The organism is Klebsiella sp. CN_Kp075, from assembly GCF_040065055.2.
In the GTDB taxonomy this organism is placed as follows: Bacteria; Pseudomonadota; Gammaproteobacteria; order Enterobacterales; family Enterobacteriaceae; genus Klebsiella; species Klebsiella aerogenes.
In genome coordinates this window covers 4,461,211-4,477,959 of sequence record NZ_CM198050.1, presented here as the reverse complement: position 1 = coordinate 4,477,959, position 16,749 = coordinate 4,461,211, and the positions used below count along the sequence as shown (strand labels likewise).

Sequence of the window (16,749 nt, the reverse complement as noted above, 5' to 3'; positions counted from 1 at the left end):
AGGGCAATGAGCGAAGTGTTAATCAATCCGCCGCGTTCACTGCGCGTGACATCGCTGAACGCTGAAGAGGTGGTCAGCGCGGTAGAACGCGCGCTTTTAACCGAAGTTCGCCTGACCCCAAAGCCCGGGTTGGTGGACATTCGTAACACAGGCGCCCATCACGATATGGACCTGGCCTCTTTTGAGGCCAGCACCGCGGTCGTGGCGCCGTGGATGGAGAAATTTTTCATCATGGGCCACGATACCGCGGCTATCGTACCGGAACAGGTGTTAATGATGCTGCGTCCGGTGGGGATGGCCTGCGAGAACGATATGCTGGAGGCCACCGGCGGAGTGAATACCCATCGCGGGGCAATCTTCGCTTTCGGTTTGCTGAGCGCGGCGGCGGGAAGGCTGGTATCGAAAGGCGAACCGATTGAACAGCATCGGCTTTGCGATCAGGTGGCGCGATTCTGTCGCGGCATGGTTATGCAAGAACTCTCTTCCGCCAGCGGCGAACAGTTAAGCAAAGGCGAGGCCCATTTTTTACGTTATGGACTCTCCGGCGCCCGCGGCGAGGCCGAGAGCGGCTTTCGTACCGTGCGTACCCAGGCGCTGCCGGTGTTCAATCGCATGATGGAAGAGACCGGCGACAGCAACCTGGCGCTGCTGCAAACCTTGCTGCATCTGATGGCGTGGAATGATGACACCAATCTGGTCTCGCGCGGCGGGCTTGCGGGCCTGAACTATGTGCAGCAGGAGGCGCAGCGGCTGTTGTGGCAGGGCGGCGTCATGGCTGACGGCGGGCTGGAGGCGCTACGCCAACTCGACGACGAGCTGATTGCTCGCCATCTCAGCCCTGGCGGCAGCGCCGATTTACTGGCGGTAACCTGGTTTTTATCCGCTTTCCCCGCAGGCGCGCTTTTCCCCCTTTGATTGAGTACACAACGCCTTAGCCCGCGTCGCGCGGGCGGGGCGCTACCGTGTCCCCTCCCAATTTTCACTACTTAAACGCCGAATCGCGGCACAATCATATAGTTTTTACTGATATCGACCGCCGTTTGTCATAAATTTCTAATTATCGGCGTTTTTGAGTAGCGGCTATGCAATGGGCTGGTTACTCTGAAAACAATTCACGTGAAGTTAACAAAAGAGAATAGCTATGCAAGATGCACAAATCCGCGTGGCCATCGCCGGCGCGGGCGGCCGGATGGGACGCCAGTTAATTCAGGCTGCGCTGCAGATGGAAGGCGTGGCGCTTGGCGCGGCGCTGGAGCGCGAAGGTTCAAGCCTGGTGGGCAGCGATGCGGGCGAGCTGGCGGGCGCAGGCAAATCAGGCGTTACCGTCCAAAGCAGCCTGGCGGCGGTAAGCAATGATTTCGATGTTTTAATCGATTTTACCCGCCCGGAAGGCACGCTTAACCATCTGGCTTTCTGCCGTCAGCACGGCAAAGGGATGGTGATCGGCACCACCGGTTTTGATGATGCCGGAAAGCAGGCGATTAGCGATGCCGCACAGGAAATCGCCATCGTCTTTGCCGCTAACTTTAGCGTTGGCGTCAACGTGTTGTTAAAGCTGCTGGAAAAGGCGGCAAAGGTAATGGGCGATTATACCGATATCGAAATCATCGAAGCGCACCATAGGCATAAAGTGGACGCGCCATCAGGTACCGCGTTGGCGATGGGCGAGGCGATCGCCGGGGCATTGAACAAAGATTTGAAGGACTGCGCCGTCTATAGCCGCGAAGGCCATACCGGCGAACGCGTTCCGGGTACTATTGGTTTTGCTACCGTTCGCGCGGGCGACATCGTCGGCGAACATACGGCGATGTTCGCTGATATCGGCGAACGTATCGAAATTACCCATAAGGCCTCCAGCCGGATGACGTTTGCCAATGGTGCTGTTCGTTCAGCTTTGTGGCTGAAAGATAAGAAAAGTGGTCTTTTCGATATGCGTGATGTGCTTGAACTGAATTCTTTATAATGATTATTACCCATCGTGATGTGGTTATTGCATTCAATATGTAATTGATTGCAAAGGGCAATATTTTATTGCCCTTTTTTATTTTGACTGCTTTTGTGTTTTTTTCTTCTGAAGACATTAAAAAACTATATCTTCCTGATGTTTTTGGTTATTGAATTGTAAATTTTGACCATCTGGTCCACTTTTTTACCCTCCGCTGGCTGATTTTACAGTTTTCCTCGCCCGCAAGCGTTTTCTCAACCAGGTTAGTTGATCTTTTTACCGTGAAAATAGCCCATTGCGTGCCAGTGGCGTAAAATAAGGTTAAAAATATCCGCTTTAAGTTGACTTTTACCTGACATCTCTCCAGAATGCCGCCGTTTGCCAAAATTCTGCGGGCAAAAATTTGCATTGATTCAGATCTATGTCTGAATTAATATGCAAATAAAGTGAGTGAATATTCTCTGGAGGGTGTTTTGATTAAGTCAGCGCTTTTGGTTCTGGAAGACGGAACCCAGTTTCACGGTCGGGCCATCGGGGCAACCGGCACGGCGGTTGGGGAAGTCGTTTTCAATACTTCAATGACCGGTTATCAAGAAATCCTCACTGATCCTTCCTATTCCCGCCAAATCGTCACTCTTACTTATCCCCATATTGGAAATGTCGGCACCAACGCCGCCGATGAAGAATCTTCTCAGGTACATGCACAAGGCCTGGTCATTCGCGACCTTCCGCTGATTGCCAGCAACTTTCGCAATACCGAGGACCTTTCTTCTTACCTGAAGCGCCATAACATTGTGGCCATTGCCGATATCGATACCCGTAAGCTGACGCGTTTACTGCGTGAGAAAGGCGCGCAGAATGGCTGCATCATCGCCGGCGATAATCTTGATGCCCAGCTGGCGCTGGAAAAAGCCCAGGCGTTCCCTGGCCTGAACGGTATGGATCTGGCGAAAGAGGTCACTACTGCAGAAACTTACGCCTGGACGCAGGGGAGCTGGACACTGGCGGGCGACCTGCCGGAAGCGAAGGCGGAAAGCGAGCTGCCATTCCACGTCGTGGCTTATGACTTCGGCGCCAAGCGCAACATCCTGCGGATGCTGGTCGATCGCGGTTGTCGCCTGACTATCGTACCGGCGCAAACGTCGGCAGAAGATGTGCTTAAGCTGAATCCGGACGGTATTTTCCTCTCCAACGGCCCTGGCGACCCGGCGCCGTGCGATTACGCCATCGCGGCAATAGAAAAATTCCTCACCACCGATATTCCGGTCTTTGGCATCTGTCTTGGTCATCAGCTGCTGGCGCTGGCGAGCGGCGCGAAGACCATTAAGATGAAATTCGGCCACCACGGCGGCAACCACCCGGTTAAAGATATCGATAACAATGTAGTGATGATTACCGCCCAGAACCACGGCTTTGCCGTTGACGAAGCGACGCTGCCTGCCAACCTGCGCGTGACCCACAAGTCACTGTTCGACGGCACCCTGCAGGGGATCCATCGTACCGACAAGCCGGCGTTTAGCTTCCAGGGTCACCCTGAAGCGAGCCCGGGCCCGCACGATGCCGCGCCGCTGTTCGACCACTTTATCGAGTTAATTGAGCAATACCGTCAGTCCGCGAAATAATCAGGAGTAAAAGAGCCATGCCAAAACGTACAGACATAAAAAGTATCCTGATTCTGGGCGCGGGCCCGATTGTTATCGGTCAGGCGTGTGAGTTTGACTACTCGGGCGCCCAGGCCTGTAAAGCCCTACGCGAAGAGGGTTACCGCGTTATTCTGGTGAACTCCAACCCGGCGACCATCATGACCGACCCGGAAATGGCCGATGCGACCTATATCGAGCCGATTCACTGGGAAGTGGTACGTAAAATTATCGAAAAAGAGCGCCCGGACGCGGTACTGCCGACTATGGGCGGCCAGACCGCGCTGAACTGCGCGCTGGAACTGGAGCGTCAGGGCGTGCTGGCAGAGTTCGGCGTCACCATGATTGGCGCGACCGCCGATGCGATCGATAAAGCGGAAGACCGTCGTCGCTTCGATGTGGCGATGAAGAAAATCGGCCTCGACACCGCGCGTTCCGGCATTGCGCACACCATGGAAGAAGCGCTGGCGGTGGCCGCTGACGTTGGCTTCCCATGCATCATCCGTCCGTCCTTCACCATGGGCGGCACCGGCGGCGGTATCGCCTATAACCGCGAAGAGTTCGAAGAAATCTGCGAACGCGGCCTGGATCTCTCTCCGACCAACGAACTGCTGATTGATGAATCGCTGATCGGCTGGAAAGAGTACGAGATGGAAGTGGTGCGCGATAAGAACGATAACTGCATCATCGTCTGCTCGATTGAAAACTTCGATGCCATGGGGATTCACACCGGCGACTCCATCACCGTCGCTCCGGCGCAGACCCTGACCGACAAAGAATACCAAATCATGCGTAACGCCTCGATGGCGGTGCTGCGTGAAATCGGCGTGGAAACCGGCGGTTCTAACGTACAGTTCTCGGTGAACCCGAAAGATGGTCGCCTGATCGTTATCGAAATGAACCCGCGCGTATCCCGCTCTTCGGCGCTGGCTTCGAAAGCGACCGGCTTCCCGATTGCCAAAGTGGCGGCGAAGCTGGCGGTGGGCTACACCCTTGACGAGCTGATGAACGACATCACCGGCGGCCGTACTCCGGCCTCCTTCGAACCGTCCATCGACTATGTTGTGACAAAAATTCCACGCTTTAACTTTGAAAAATTCGCTGGCGCTAACGACCGTCTGACAACGCAGATGAAATCCGTCGGCGAAGTGATGGCGATTGGCCGCACGCAGCAGGAATCGCTGCAGAAAGCGCTGCGCGGCCTGGAAGTGGGCGCCACCGGCTTCGACCCGAAAGTCAGCCTCGACGATCCGGAAGCGCTGACCAAAATCCGTCGCGAGCTGAAAGACGCGGGCGCCGAGCGTATCTGGTACATCGCTGATGCCTTCCGCGCCGGTCTCTCCGTCGACGGCGTCTTCAACCTGACCAACATCGACCGCTGGTTCCTGGTACAAATCGAAGAACTGGTGCGCCTGGAAGAGAAAGTGGCGGCAGTGGGCATCAACGGCCTCGACGCTGACTTCCTGCGCCACCTGAAGCGTAAAGGCTTTGCCGATGCGCGTCTGGCTAAGCTGGCGGGCGTGCGCGAAGCGGAAATCCGCAAGCTGCGCGACCAGTACAACCTGCACCCGGTCTACAAGCGCGTGGATACCTGCGCGGCGGAATTCGCCACCGATACCGCCTACATGTACTCCACCTATGAAGACGAGTGCGAATCCAACCCGTCCGTAGACCGCGATAAAATCATGGTTCTCGGCGGCGGCCCGAACCGTATCGGCCAGGGTATCGAGTTTGACTACTGCTGCGTACACGCCTCGCTGGCGCTGCGCGAAGACGGGTACGAGACCATCATGGTCAACTGTAACCCGGAAACCGTTTCGACCGACTACGACACCTCCGACCGTCTGTACTTCGAGCCGGTAACGCTTGAGGACGTACTGGAAATCGTGCGTATCGAGAAGCCAAAAGGCGTTATCGTGCAGTACGGCGGCCAGACCCCGCTGAAGCTGGCGCGTGAACTGGAAGCCGCGGGCGTACCGGTTATCGGCACCAGCCCGGACGCCATCGACCGCGCCGAAGACCGCGAGCGCTTCCAGCATGCGGTTGACCGCCTGAAGCTGAAGCAGCCGGCGAACGCCACCGTGACCGCGCTTGAGCAAGCGGTTGAGAAGGCAAAAGAGATCGGCTATCCGCTGGTGGTACGCCCGTCTTATGTGCTCGGCGGCCGCGCGATGGAAATCGTCTACGACGAAGCTGACCTGCGCCGTTACTTCCAGACCGCGGTGAGCGTCTCCAACGATGCGCCGGTACTGCTGGACCGCTTCCTCGACGACGCGGTTGAAGTTGACGTCGACGCTATCTGCGACGGCGAAATGGTGCTGATTGGCGGCATCATGGAGCACATCGAACAAGCGGGCGTGCACTCCGGCGACTCCGCCTGTTCTCTGCCTGCCTACACCCTGAGCCAGGAAATTCAGGATGTGATGCGCGAGCAGGTACAGAAGCTGGCCTTCGAACTGCAGGTTCGCGGCCTGATGAACGTACAGTTCGCGGTGAAGAACAACGAAGTGTACCTGATTGAAGTGAACCCGCGCGCGGCGCGTACCGTACCGTTCGTCTCGAAAGCCACCGGCGTACCGCTGGCGAAAGTGGCGGCGCGCGTGATGGCCGGTAAAACCCTGGCGCAGCAGGGCGTCACCAAAGAAATCATCCCGCCGTACTACTCGGTGAAAGAGGTGGTGCTGCCGTTCAACAAATTCCCGGGCGTTGACCCGCTGTTAGGGCCGGAAATGCGCTCTACCGGGGAAGTGATGGGCGTGGGCCGCACCTTCGCGGAAGCGTTCGCCAAAGCGCAGCTGGGCAGCAACTCCACGATGAAGAAACAGGGGCGCGCGCTGCTCTCCGTTCGCGAAGGCGACAAAGAGCGCGTTGTCGACCTGGCGGCAAAACTGCTGAAACAGGGCTTCGAGCTGGATGCAACCCACGGTACCGCGATTGTACTGGGTGAAGCCGGTATCAACCCGCGTCTGGTGAACAAGGTACATGAAGGTCGTCCGCACATTCAGGACCGTATCAAGAATGGCGAATATACCTACATCATCAATACCACCGCAGGTCGCCAGGCGATTGAGGATTCCAAGCTGATTCGCCGCAGCGCGCTGCAGTACAAGGTGCATTACGACACCACCCTGAACGGCGGTTTCGCCACCGCGATGGCGCTGAATGCCGATGCGACCGAGAAGGTCATTTCGGTGCAGGAAATGCACGCGCAAATCACCAAATAAGCGCACCGGCCGGGCCGGAAAGCGAAACAGAGGGGCTGACGATATCGTCAGCCCTTTTTTTTACGGCAACCATCTTCGGAGAGTTCTGCTTTTATCTGCCTGCCAGGTCAGGCTAACTATAGTTAGCACGATAACGATACCAATTGATGAAAAGACAGGAGGATACAATGCGGAACAAAATTCTGGTGGCATCCGCGCTGGCGGCAACGGCGATGGTATTTGTGGCAGGTTGCTCATCAAATCAGTCGCTCAAAACGACAGATGGCAAAACAATTGTGACCAGCGGTAAGCCGCAGGTTGATGATGATACTGGCCTGGTATCCTACAAAAATGCGGAAACCGGTCGCGTGGAGCAGATTAATCGCGACCAGGTGAAGTCAATGGACGAGCTGGATAACTAAAAAAAAGCAGTGGCTCCGGCCACTGCTTTTTACCTTTCATTGTACGGCGATTACCAGCGGTGATTCAGCAGAATGTGGCCGCCATAAGCGGCGTAGCTGTTTTCACCCCATTCGCCGCTGGCGCGCAGCGAGATTGTGGTCGTCTCGTTCACATTGCCGGTTACGCCCAGCTCTAGCTGACCGCGGTCGTCCGGCGTATCGTTGCTGACTTTTTCGCCATTGAACGCCAAATCGTTTTGACCCGCCCCTTTCAGCCAGTTCACCGCGACATACGGCTGCCAGGCTTTAACATCTTGCTGCTCAAAGTAGCTGGTCTTCACGCCGAGACGGCCAAACAGGCTGTTGTTGTCCAGGGTTGATACCCGCACGCCATCCGGGTCGGTGTGATTTTCCTGATCGAGATAGCTGTAGATCACCTGCGCCTGAGGTTCGATCTTCCACGTACGCGCGTTTTCTGAAGGGATTACCCACGCATGGCCAACTTCAACAGAGGCGGCAAAACCTTTACTGTCATACTTTTCATTATTGCGATTGCTGGTGACGGTGTTGTTATACCAGCTGTAAGAGGCCCAGGTATCGATGTAGCTGCCGAGACGCAATTTCGGATCTTCCTGCCAGGTGGCGTACAGGCCAACGTTGAAACCGTCGACTTTACCCTGCGCGGTACGCACATTGTGTTTTGCATCTGAATCCGTTTTCGCCTGACCTGCGCCAAACATGCCGCCCGCACGCAATATCCCGTTGTCCATTGGCTTGCTGATGACATCACTGCCCACCTGGAGTACGGTGGTGGTGGTGTCGTAGCTGATTTTATCGCCGCCGGCGTCATTCTCATGATAACGGCCCTTTACGTACATCCAGGTGTTCAGGTCGTCTGTATTGCGGAAGGTGAGCTGGTCACGATCGTCACGTTTATGCAGGAACATACTCTGCGCCGCGAGATAGTTACCCAGATAAGCGCCAACTTCCGGGGCCATGACTTCTGGCAGGGGTTGACCGCCATTATCGGTGCCGCTACCGCCATCGGTACCGCTACCGCCATCGGTGCTGCTACCGCCATCGGTGCTGCTACCGCCATCGGTGCCGCTGCCGCTATCGGTACCGCTGTCACCATCGTCAGTATCATCCGACGGATCGTCTGACGGGGTCGCTTTGGATTCCAGATACCAGTTACCGTTGTCGTGTTGATACAGACCATACTCATAAGCCCCGGCGACAACCGGTTTGGATAAAGTTAACTGTGCTTCTGAACTGCCGCCGACGCTGACAACCTCCATACCATTAACGGTTTGCGCGCCCAGCCCGCCGATATTGGCGATGCTGACGCCAGACTGACCGTAGCTGCTGCCGGTGATGGACAGATGGTCGGTCGGCGAGCTGTCTTCGCCAAGTTGGCTGTTCATCACGATTTGGCTGCCGGCGGAGCCGGTATAGTCGCCGTTAATCGTAAAATTGTTGCCAACGCTATTATCGGCGGCGCTGAGTAACAGCGTGCCGCTGTTGCTTACATTGCCATTAATGGTGTCGACGCCGGATGTTCTTAGCGTTGAGTTACCGTCAACCGCATTCCACGCCGCGAGGATACCGCCGCTGAGGACATCAATGTTGTTATTGACTTCGCCTGCGCTGGCAAATTGCGCGCCATTTTCGATGGTGAGGGTGGCGTCGCTGCCGGCGACGCCGAGAGTAGCGCCTTCCGCGACCAGAGTGGTGCCGCTTTTCAGAAGCGTATTGCCGGTATAACTATTGGCGCCGGTTAAGGTCAGGGTATTGGCATCGACTTTTTCCACGTTGCCGCTACCGATGATACCGGTGGCAAAAGTAGAGTCGCTTCCCTGATTGAAGATCAGCGTGCCGTTATTGGTCAGGCTGCCGGTGAGGGTCGCGGTTTTCTGCCCGTTGCCTAACTGTAGCGTGGCCGCTTCCGCTACCAGCGTGTTGCCGCTATTAGCGACAGCGCCCGCCAGCGTCAACTGGCCGCTATTAACCTGGAGGGAATCGCCGCTGCCGATGATGTCGAGGTTGCCGGTGAGCGTCCAGTCTTCACCGTTCATTTTCACGGAGGCAAAACCGTCGCCATCGTTAAGGCCGACAAAGTTGCTGTCTTCCGTACCAGAACCGACCAGCGAGAGTGCGTTACCCGTTGAGCCCGTGGAGATGACATCGCCGATGAGGGAAGAGCCGGTATTGAGTACCAGGCTGTTATTTTTGCTGCTGGCAAACATCACGGCCGCATCGCCGCCGCCGAGTAAACCGCTGTTGATGATATCGGCCTTCGCGTCATTAGCGACGTTGATACCGTTTTGGCTACCCTGCACGGTGCCGCTGTTGTTAATTTTGCTGTTGCCGTCGCTTAATGCAACACCATCGCCTGCGGTACCGGTGATGGCGCCGCTGTTATCTAACCCGAGGCCGATTTGCGAACTCAGGCCATTTTTCCCGCTAATCACGCCGGTATCAGTATTGGTGATACTAATTGCCGATGACTCTTCGCTAACGAAAATACCGTTGTTGGCGCCAGTAATGATTCCGCTATTATTAAAATCACCCGCCATTGATTGCACGTTAACGGCATTGTCAGTTGCAGATGAAATAATTGCATTTTCATTATTGTTAATTTCTACTGGTTGCGCATCGATATTAATATTCAGACCGATTCCCGAACCGGAAATATTGCCTTCATTGGTAACTTTTTCGACTTTCATCCCGCTAACGGATACTGCTGGGGTGTTATCTGCGGAGGAGACGGTGACGTCTCTATTAATGACGTACTCGGTATCAGCCGAGAAGTCTTGTGGCACGGAGGTTGACTCGGCAATCGTGCCTGCGCTGACAACAATTGGCGTAAACATTAATAAGGCGGGAAATATTCTCGCCAGCGTTTTGGTTGTTCTGTTTAGTTCAAAATGTTTGTTGCTCATATACACGTCCATTTGCGTAAATAGCGCTTCCGGTTAACGCTATATATTAGAGTTTTGTTTTTGATTTAAAATTTTGGGGCTCAAAATGAAGAGCGTAAAATTATTGGTTGTACATTGTGGGGTGTATAGATTTATTTATTAAAGAATGATTTAATCTCGCCTTAAAATATCCAGTGACTGTATCATTTCTAATGATAAATTCGTATGGGGAATTAAATGGGGCGCCAATTGTGCTCTGGGACGCCTGCATTTTTGTTGTGATGGGAGGATTATCATTAGCTGCGATCGACTTTTCCTCAGGCATTCCCCCCTTTCAGTGAGCGAGTTAACTGTCTACACTCACTGCTACAAGAATACAAAAGACAGGCCCATTCATGATTCTGATAATTTACTCGCATCCTTATCCGCATCACTCCCATGCGAATAAGCGGATGCTTGAGCAGGCAGGGACGCTTGATGGCGTAGAGATACGCTCCCTCTATGAGCTATATCCCGACTTCAATATTGATATCGCTGCCGAGCAGGCGGCGCTGGCGCGCGCCGATCTGGTTATCTGGCAGCATCCAATGCAGTGGTACAGCGTGCCACCGCTGTTAAAACTGTGGATGGATAAAGTCCTGTCCCACGGCTGGGCGTACGGCCACAACGGTATTGCGTTACACGGTAAATCGTTAATGTGGGCGGTTACTACCGGCGGCGGCGAAAGCCACTTCGATATTGGTTCATTCCCCGGCTTTGACGTGCTGGCGCAGCCTCTGCAGGCAACGGCGCTGTACTGTGGTATGAAATGGCTGCCGCCGTTTGCCATGCACTGTACCTTTATCTGCGATGACGAAACGCTGCAGGCGCAGGCCCGTCATTATCGTCAACGCTTAATCGAATGGCAGGAGGCGCATAACAATGGATAGCCATACGCTAATACAGGCGCTGATTTACCTCGGTTCCGCTGCGCTTATCGTGCCGATCGCCGTGCGTCTTGGGCTGGGATCGGTGCTCGGATATCTGATTGCCGGCTGCGTTATCGGCCCGTGGGGACTGCGGCTGGTTACTGACGCTGAGGCGATTCTGCATTTTGCCGAAATCGGCGTGGTGCTGATGCTGTTTGTTATAGGTCTTGAGCTGGATCCGCAGCGCCTATGGAAACTGCGCGCCTCGGTATTTGGCGGCGGTGCGCTGCAAATGGTGGTGTGCGGCGCGTTTATCGGCCTGTTCTGCATGCTGCTTGGCTTGCGCTGGCAGGTTGCGGAGCTGATCGGGATGACGCTGGCGCTGTCGTCGACGGCGATTGCGATGCAGGCGATGAACGAACGTAACCTGACGGTGACGCAGCTGGGACGCAGCGCCTTCGCCGTGCTGTTGTTCCAGGATATCGCCGCTATCCCTCTGGTCGCGATGATTCCGCTGCTGGCGGCCAGCGGCGGTTCAACCACGCTGGCCGCGTTTGCGCTGTCGGCGTTAAAAGTGGCCGGCGCGCTGGCGCTGGTGGTGCTGTTAGGGCGCTATTTGACCCGGCCGGTGCTGCGCTTTGTTGCCCGTTCCGGCCTGCGCGAAGTGTTCAGCGCCGTGGCCCTGTTCCTGGTCTTCGGCTTCGGATTGCTGCTGGAGGAAGTCGGGCTGTCGATGGCGATGGGCGCGTTTCTTGCCGGGGTGCTTCTGGCTAGTTCTGAATACCGCCATGCGCTGGAGAGCGATATCGAACCGTTTAAAGGGTTGCTGTTGGGGCTGTTCTTTATCGGCGTCGGTATGTCTATCGACTTTGGGACCCTGGTCACCCATCCGCTACGTATCCTGATCCTGCTGGTGGGTTTCCTGGCGATTAAGGCCTTGATGCTATGGTTGATTGCTAAACCACTGGGTGTACCGCGCGCGCAGCGCCGCTGGTTTGCCGTATTATTGGGGCAGGGGAGTGAGTTCGCTTTCGTGGTCTTCGGCGCCGCGCAGATGGCCGATGTGCTGGATAGCGAGTGGGCGAAGGCGCTGACGCTGGCGGTGGCGCTATCGATGGCGGCAACGCCTATCCTGCTGGTGCTGCTGACGCGAATGGAGAAATCCGCCAGTAACCAGGAGCGCGAAGCGGACGAGATTGATGAAGAGCAGCCGCGGGTAATTATCGCCGGTTTTGGCCGCTATGGGCAGATAGCCGGCCGTGTGCTGCTTTCCAGCGGGGTGAAAATGGTTATCCTCGATCACGATCCGGACCACGTTGATACCCTTCGCAAGTTCGATATGAAGGTGTTTTACGGCGATGCCACGCGGGTGGATCTGCTGGAATCGGCGGGGGCGGCTAAGGCGGAAGTGCTGATTAACGCCATCGACGATCCGCAGGCCAGCCTGCAACTGGTGGAGCTGGCGAAAGAACATTTCCCGCATCTGCAGATCATTTCACGCGCCCGCGATGTCGATCACTACATTCAGCTGCGCCAGGCCGGGGTAGAAGCGCCGGAGCGCGAGACCTTCGAATCGGCGCTGAAAAGCGGCCGCATGACGCTGGAAGCCTTAGGTCTGGGCGCTTATGAGGCCCGCGAGCGCGCCGATCTGTTCCGCCGCTTTAACCAGCAGATGGTGGAAGAGATGGTGGCGATGGCGGAAAATGACGCTGCCTCGCGGGTGGCGGTGTTCAAGCGTACCAGCGATATGCTTACCGGCATCATTAATGAGGACCGTAATCATCTGTCGCTAGTGCAGCGTCACGGCTGGCAAGGTACTGAAGAAGGACGGCACACCGGAGACGTCCGCGATGAGCCGGAGAATAAGCCTTCAACCTAAGGTGGTAAGCAAATGTTGCGTTAACTTTACAGCTAACATTTTGTTTTCAATTTAGTTCCTGATCTGGCGGCTCATGAGGCTTACGTGGGCTCGCCAGCAAATCTAAAAATTTTCTTATTCTTTACTCTTCGTTCAGTCGACGAAGTATTACGCTTTCCGTATAGTGGCGGCAATTTTTTGCATTCGGGATATTTTCAATGATTAGTCTGATTGCGGCGTTAGCTGTAGATCGCGTAATTGGCATGGAGAACGCTATGCCATGGGACTTGCCTGCCGATCTCGCCTGGTTTAAACGTAACACCTTAAACAAGCCGGTGGTAATGGGGCGTTTGACCTGGGAATCCATCGGTCGCCCGTTGCCAGGACGTAAAAATATCGTTATCAGCAGCAAGCCAGGCAGCGACGATCGCGTGCAGTGGGTGAAGTCTGTTGATGAAGCGATTGCCGCCTGCGGCGATGCGGAAGAGATTATGGTGATCGGCGGTGGCCGCGTTTACGAGCAGTTCCTGCCAAAAGCGCACAAACTCTACCTGACCCATATTGATGCGGAAGTGGAAGGAGATACCCATTTCCCGGATTACGATCCGGACGAGTGGGAATCGGTGTTCAGTGAGTTCCACGATGCCGACGCGCAAAACTCCCACAGCTACTGCTTCGAGATCCTCGAGCGTCGTTAAGCTAACATAGCGTGGATTGAAAAACCCCGGTCGCGTCAGGCGTGACCGGGGTTTTATTTTATCAGGAATCTCCCGTACCGGAGGTAGCCCGGATAAGGCGCAGCGCGCCGCCATCCGGGATCGACTCAGGAGGCGACCGCTTCGCCTTCGTCGAGGCTTTTCTGGCGGTTGGAACGCTGGGTGAAATACGTTTTATCTTCCCAGCGCAGGCAGGTCAGGTCGCCGCCCCAGCAGCAGCCGGTATCCAGCGCATAGATACCTTCCGGCGTACCGCGGCCTTCCAGCGACGCCCAGTGGCCAAAGGCGATACTGTACTCGCGAGCGACCGGGCCCGGAATGGCAAACCATGGTTTAAGCGGGGCTGGCGCGTCTTCCGGCGCCTCTTTGCTGTACATATCCAACTGGCCGTTCGGGAAGCAATAGCGCATGCGGGTGAAGGCGTTGGTGATAAAGCGCAGACGCGCCAGGCCGCTGAGCTCATTGCTCCAGTGGTTCGGCATATCGCCATACATCGCGTCGAGGAAGAACGGATAGGAGTCGCTCGCCAGCACGGCTTCGACATCGCGCGCGCACTGTTTGGCGGTTTCCAGATCCCACTGCGGCGTGATACCGGCATGAGCCATCACCAGCTTTTTCTCTTCATCGACCTGCATCAGCGGCTGGCGACGCAGCCAGTTGAGGAGCTCATCGGCATCCGGCGCTTCCAGCAGCGGCGTCAGACGGTCTTTGGGCTTGTTGCGGCTAATGCCGGCAAACACCGCCAGCAGGTGCAGGTCATGGTTGCCCAGCACGATGCGCACGCTATCGCCGAGCGTTTTCACGAACCGCAGCACTTCCAGAGAGCCGGGGCCGCGCGCGACCAGGTCGCCGGTGAGCCACAGGGTATCCGTATCAGGATTAAACTCCACCTGCTCCAGCAATGCGATCAGTTCATCGTAGCAACCATGAACGTCGCCAATAAGGTATGTAGCCATTGTTTTTAATGTATAAGCGTTGGAACTGCGAGACGGAAGACAGGGATCTCGATAGTGAACGGTGCGCCGTTGCTATCAATCATCTCATAATGACCCTGCATGGTGCCCAGCGGCGTTTCGATAACCGCGCCGCTGGTGTATTGATACTCTTCGCCGGCAGGGATGTGCGGCTGTTCGCCGACCACCCCTTCACCCTGGACTTCCGTCTCGCGACCGTGTCCATTGGTGATGAGCCAGTAGCGGCCGAGAAGCTGAACCTGACTCCGCCCCAGGTTGCGAATAGTGACGGTGTAAGCGAAGACGTAGCGCTCTTCTTCCGGAGAAGATTGCGATTCGATATAGACGCTTTGCACCTGGACGCAAACACGAGGCGAATTAATCATGGTTAGCTCTCCTTCGAAGGCAGATTGTTGGATAACCAGTTGGCCATCTTACAGTACTGCTCTACAGAAATATTTTCCGCACGTACCGCCGGGTCGACGCCCAGCTCCGTCAGCACCTCAACGCTAAACAGATTGCCGAGACTATTACGGATGGTCTTACGGCGCTGGTTGAAGGCTTCAGTGGTGATACGGCTCAGCACGCGGACATCCTTCACCGGGTACGGCATGGTGCGGTGCGGCACCAGGCGCACGACGGCGGAATCCACTTTTGGCGGCGGCGTAAAGGCGGTCGGCGGGACTTCAAGTACCGGGATCACCTGGCAGTAGTACTGCGCCATTACGCTTAATCGACCATACGCTTTACTATTCGGCCCGGCAACCAGACGATTAACCACTTCCTTCTGCAGCATAAAGTGCATATCGGCAATGGCATCAGTATAGCTGAAGAGGTGGAACATCAACGGCGTTGAGATGTTGTACGGCAGGTTGCCGAAGACGCGCAGCGGCTGACCCATTTTCTCCGACAGTTCGCCGAAGTTCATGGTCATCGCATCCTGCTGGTAAATGGTCAGCTTAGGGCCGAGGAACGGATGCGTCTGCAGGCGGGCCGCCAGATCGCGGTCCAGCTCGATAACGGTTAACTGGTCGAGGCGTTCGCCGACCGGTTCGGTCAGCGCGGCGAGACCCGGGCCGATTTCGACCATCGCCTGGCCTTTCTGAGGATTGATGGCCGAAACAATGCTGTCGATCACGAACTGATCGTTGAGAAAGTTTTGCCCGAAGCGTTTACGGGCTAAATGGCCCTGATGGACTCGATTATTCATTGGGTATTAACAATCATTTTGATGGCGAGATTAAGCGCCGTGATAAAACTGCCGACGTCCGCTTTCCCCTGACCGGCTAATTCCAGCGCGGTCCCGTGGTCAACGGAGGTACGAATAAAAGGTAAACCGAGCGTAATATTCACGCCGCGGCCAAAGCCCTGGTATTTTAGCACGGGCAGGCCCTGATCGTGGTACATCGCGAGTACCGCATCGGCATTATCGAGATATTTTGGCTGAAAAAGGGTATCCGCAGGCAGCGGACCGCTTAAATTCATGCCCTTTGCCCGCATCTCTTCCAGCACGGGAATAATGGTATCGATCTCTTCCGTCCCCATGTGGCCGCCTTCGCCGGCGTGGGGATTCAGGCCGCAAACCAGCACGTGCGGCTGAGCGATACCGAATTTATGCCGCAGATCGGCATCCAGAATGGTAATTACTTCGCGCAGCAGCTCTGGCGTAATTGCCTCGCTTATTGCTTTTAGCGGCAGATGGGTGGTGGCCAGCGCGACCCGCAGCTCTTCGGTCGCCAGCATCATCACCACTTTGCTGGCGTGAGCGCGTTCTTCAAAGAACTCGGTATGGCCGGTGAAGGCGATACCGGCGTCATTGATGTTGCCTTTGTGCACCGGCCCGGTAATCAACGCCGCGAATTCTCCCTTAAGGCAGCCATCGCAGGCGCGCGCCAGGGTTTCCACCACATAGTTGCCGTTAGCGACATTAAGCACGCCCGGCTGTACCGGCGCGTTGAGGGCAACGGGAAGTAGCGTGAGCGTGCCCGCCCGCTGCGGCTGTGGAGGAAGGGTTGGATCGTAAGGGAGGAGCGATAAAGGAAGACCGAGCTGGCGGGCTCGGTCAGTTAACAGTGCGCCATCGGCGCAGATAACCAGTTCAACCGGCCAGTCGCGCTGTGCAAGCTCGGCGACAAGATCGGGACCAATCCCCGCGGGCTCGCCGGGAGTGATAACAACACGTTGCATAGAAACGTTCCTTCGGG

13 protein-coding genes are annotated in these 16,749 nt (G+C 56.0%); 8 read left to right on the top strand and 5 right to left on the bottom strand.

The genetic code is table 11. The features are described 5' to 3' along the window. Positions 1–6 precede the first annotated feature (6 nt). The 5 genes from citG (at position 7) to ABLV78_RS21300 (ending at position 7,210) form a co-directional block, all read left to right on the top strand. On the top strand, positions 7–915 hold the full coding sequence (citG, locus tag ABLV78_RS21320) for a triphosphoribosyl-dephospho-CoA synthase CitG (protein WP_045397274.1): 909 nt from the start codon (positions 7–9) through the stop codon (positions 913–915). Between the two features lie 226 nt (positions 916–1,141). Then, a complete protein-coding gene (gene dapB / locus ABLV78_RS21315) occupies positions 1,142–1,963 on the top strand; it encodes a 4-hydroxy-tetrahydrodipicolinate reductase (protein ID WP_047047458.1) in 822 nt (273 codons plus the stop codon). 455 nt (positions 1,964–2,418) lie between these two features. Continuing rightward, the gene (gene carA / locus ABLV78_RS21310; protein WP_015368301.1) at positions 2,419–3,567 is read left to right on the top strand and encodes a glutamine-hydrolyzing carbamoyl-phosphate synthase small subunit; all 1,149 of its coding nucleotides are present in this window, start codon (positions 2,419–2,421) and stop codon (positions 3,565–3,567) included. A 17-nt stretch (positions 3,568–3,584) separates the two neighbouring features. After that, complete coding sequence (gene carB / locus ABLV78_RS21305) at positions 3,585–6,809, top strand: carbamoyl-phosphate synthase large subunit (RefSeq protein WP_045397278.1); 3,225 nt, start codon at positions 3,585–3,587, stop codon at positions 6,807–6,809. Between the two features lie 167 nt (positions 6,810–6,976). Then, positions 6,977–7,210 carry a YgdI/YgdR family lipoprotein gene (locus ABLV78_RS21300; protein ID WP_015704368.1) on the top strand — a complete coding sequence of 78 codons (234 nt, stop codon included), beginning with the start codon at positions 6,977–6,979 and terminating at the stop codon, positions 7,208–7,210. Between the two features lie 50 nt (positions 7,211–7,260). Here ABLV78_RS21300 and ABLV78_RS21295 read toward each other — a convergent pair whose 3' ends face one another. Further along, positions 7,261–10,131, bottom strand: a complete 2,871-nt coding sequence (locus tag ABLV78_RS21295) for an autotransporter family protein (RefSeq protein ID WP_165430623.1) — start codon at positions 10,129–10,131, stop codon at positions 7,261–7,263. 374 nt (positions 10,132–10,505) lie between these two features. On the opposite strand from ABLV78_RS21295, the gene kefF reads away from it, so the two are divergent. The 3 genes from kefF (at position 10,506) to folA (ending at position 13,574) form a co-directional block, all read left to right on the top strand. Continuing rightward, positions 10,506–11,039 carry a glutathione-regulated potassium-efflux system oxidoreductase KefF gene (kefF, locus tag ABLV78_RS21290; RefSeq protein WP_015704370.1) on the top strand — a complete coding sequence of 178 codons (534 nt, stop codon included), beginning with the start codon at positions 10,506–10,508 and terminating at the stop codon, positions 11,037–11,039. Next, positions 11,032–12,897, top strand: coding sequence for a glutathione-regulated potassium-efflux system protein KefC (gene kefC / locus ABLV78_RS21285; protein WP_032715999.1), 1,866 nt, complete (start codon positions 11,032–11,034; stop codon positions 12,895–12,897). Before kefF ends, kefC begins: the two co-directional genes overlap by 8 nt. 197 nt (positions 12,898–13,094) lie before the next feature. Then, complete coding sequence (folA, locus tag ABLV78_RS21280; protein ID WP_015368294.1) at positions 13,095–13,574, top strand: type 3 dihydrofolate reductase; 480 nt, start codon at positions 13,095–13,097, stop codon at positions 13,572–13,574. Positions 13,575–13,699: 125 nt separating this feature from the next. On the opposite strand, the gene apaH is transcribed toward folA, so the two are convergent. From apaH to pdxA, 4 genes are read right to left on the bottom strand one after another with little or no spacing between them, the layout of a single operon-like run. Beyond that, a complete protein-coding gene (gene apaH / locus ABLV78_RS21275; RefSeq protein ID WP_015368293.1) occupies positions 13,700–14,548 on the bottom strand; it encodes a bis(5'-nucleosyl)-tetraphosphatase (symmetrical) ApaH in 849 nt (282 codons plus the stop codon). A 5-nt stretch (positions 14,549–14,553) separates the two neighbouring features. Then, positions 14,554–14,931, bottom strand: a complete 378-nt coding sequence (apaG, locus tag ABLV78_RS21270; protein WP_045397284.1) for a Co2+/Mg2+ efflux facilitator ApaG/CorD — start codon at positions 14,929–14,931, stop codon at positions 14,554–14,556. Positions 14,932–14,933: 2 nt separating this feature from the next. Continuing rightward, positions 14,934–15,755, bottom strand: a complete 822-nt coding sequence (gene rsmA, locus ABLV78_RS21265) for a 16S rRNA (adenine(1518)-N(6)/adenine(1519)-N(6))-dimethyltransferase RsmA (protein ID WP_015368291.1) — start codon at positions 15,753–15,755, stop codon at positions 14,934–14,936. Then, positions 15,752–16,732: a 4-hydroxythreonine-4-phosphate dehydrogenase PdxA gene (gene pdxA, locus ABLV78_RS21260; RefSeq protein ID WP_047047455.1), complete on the bottom strand. Its 981-nt coding sequence runs from the start codon at positions 16,730–16,732 to the stop codon at positions 15,752–15,754. The genes rsmA and pdxA overlap by 4 nt, the downstream gene beginning before the upstream one ends. Positions 16,733–16,749: the final 17 nt, after the last annotated feature.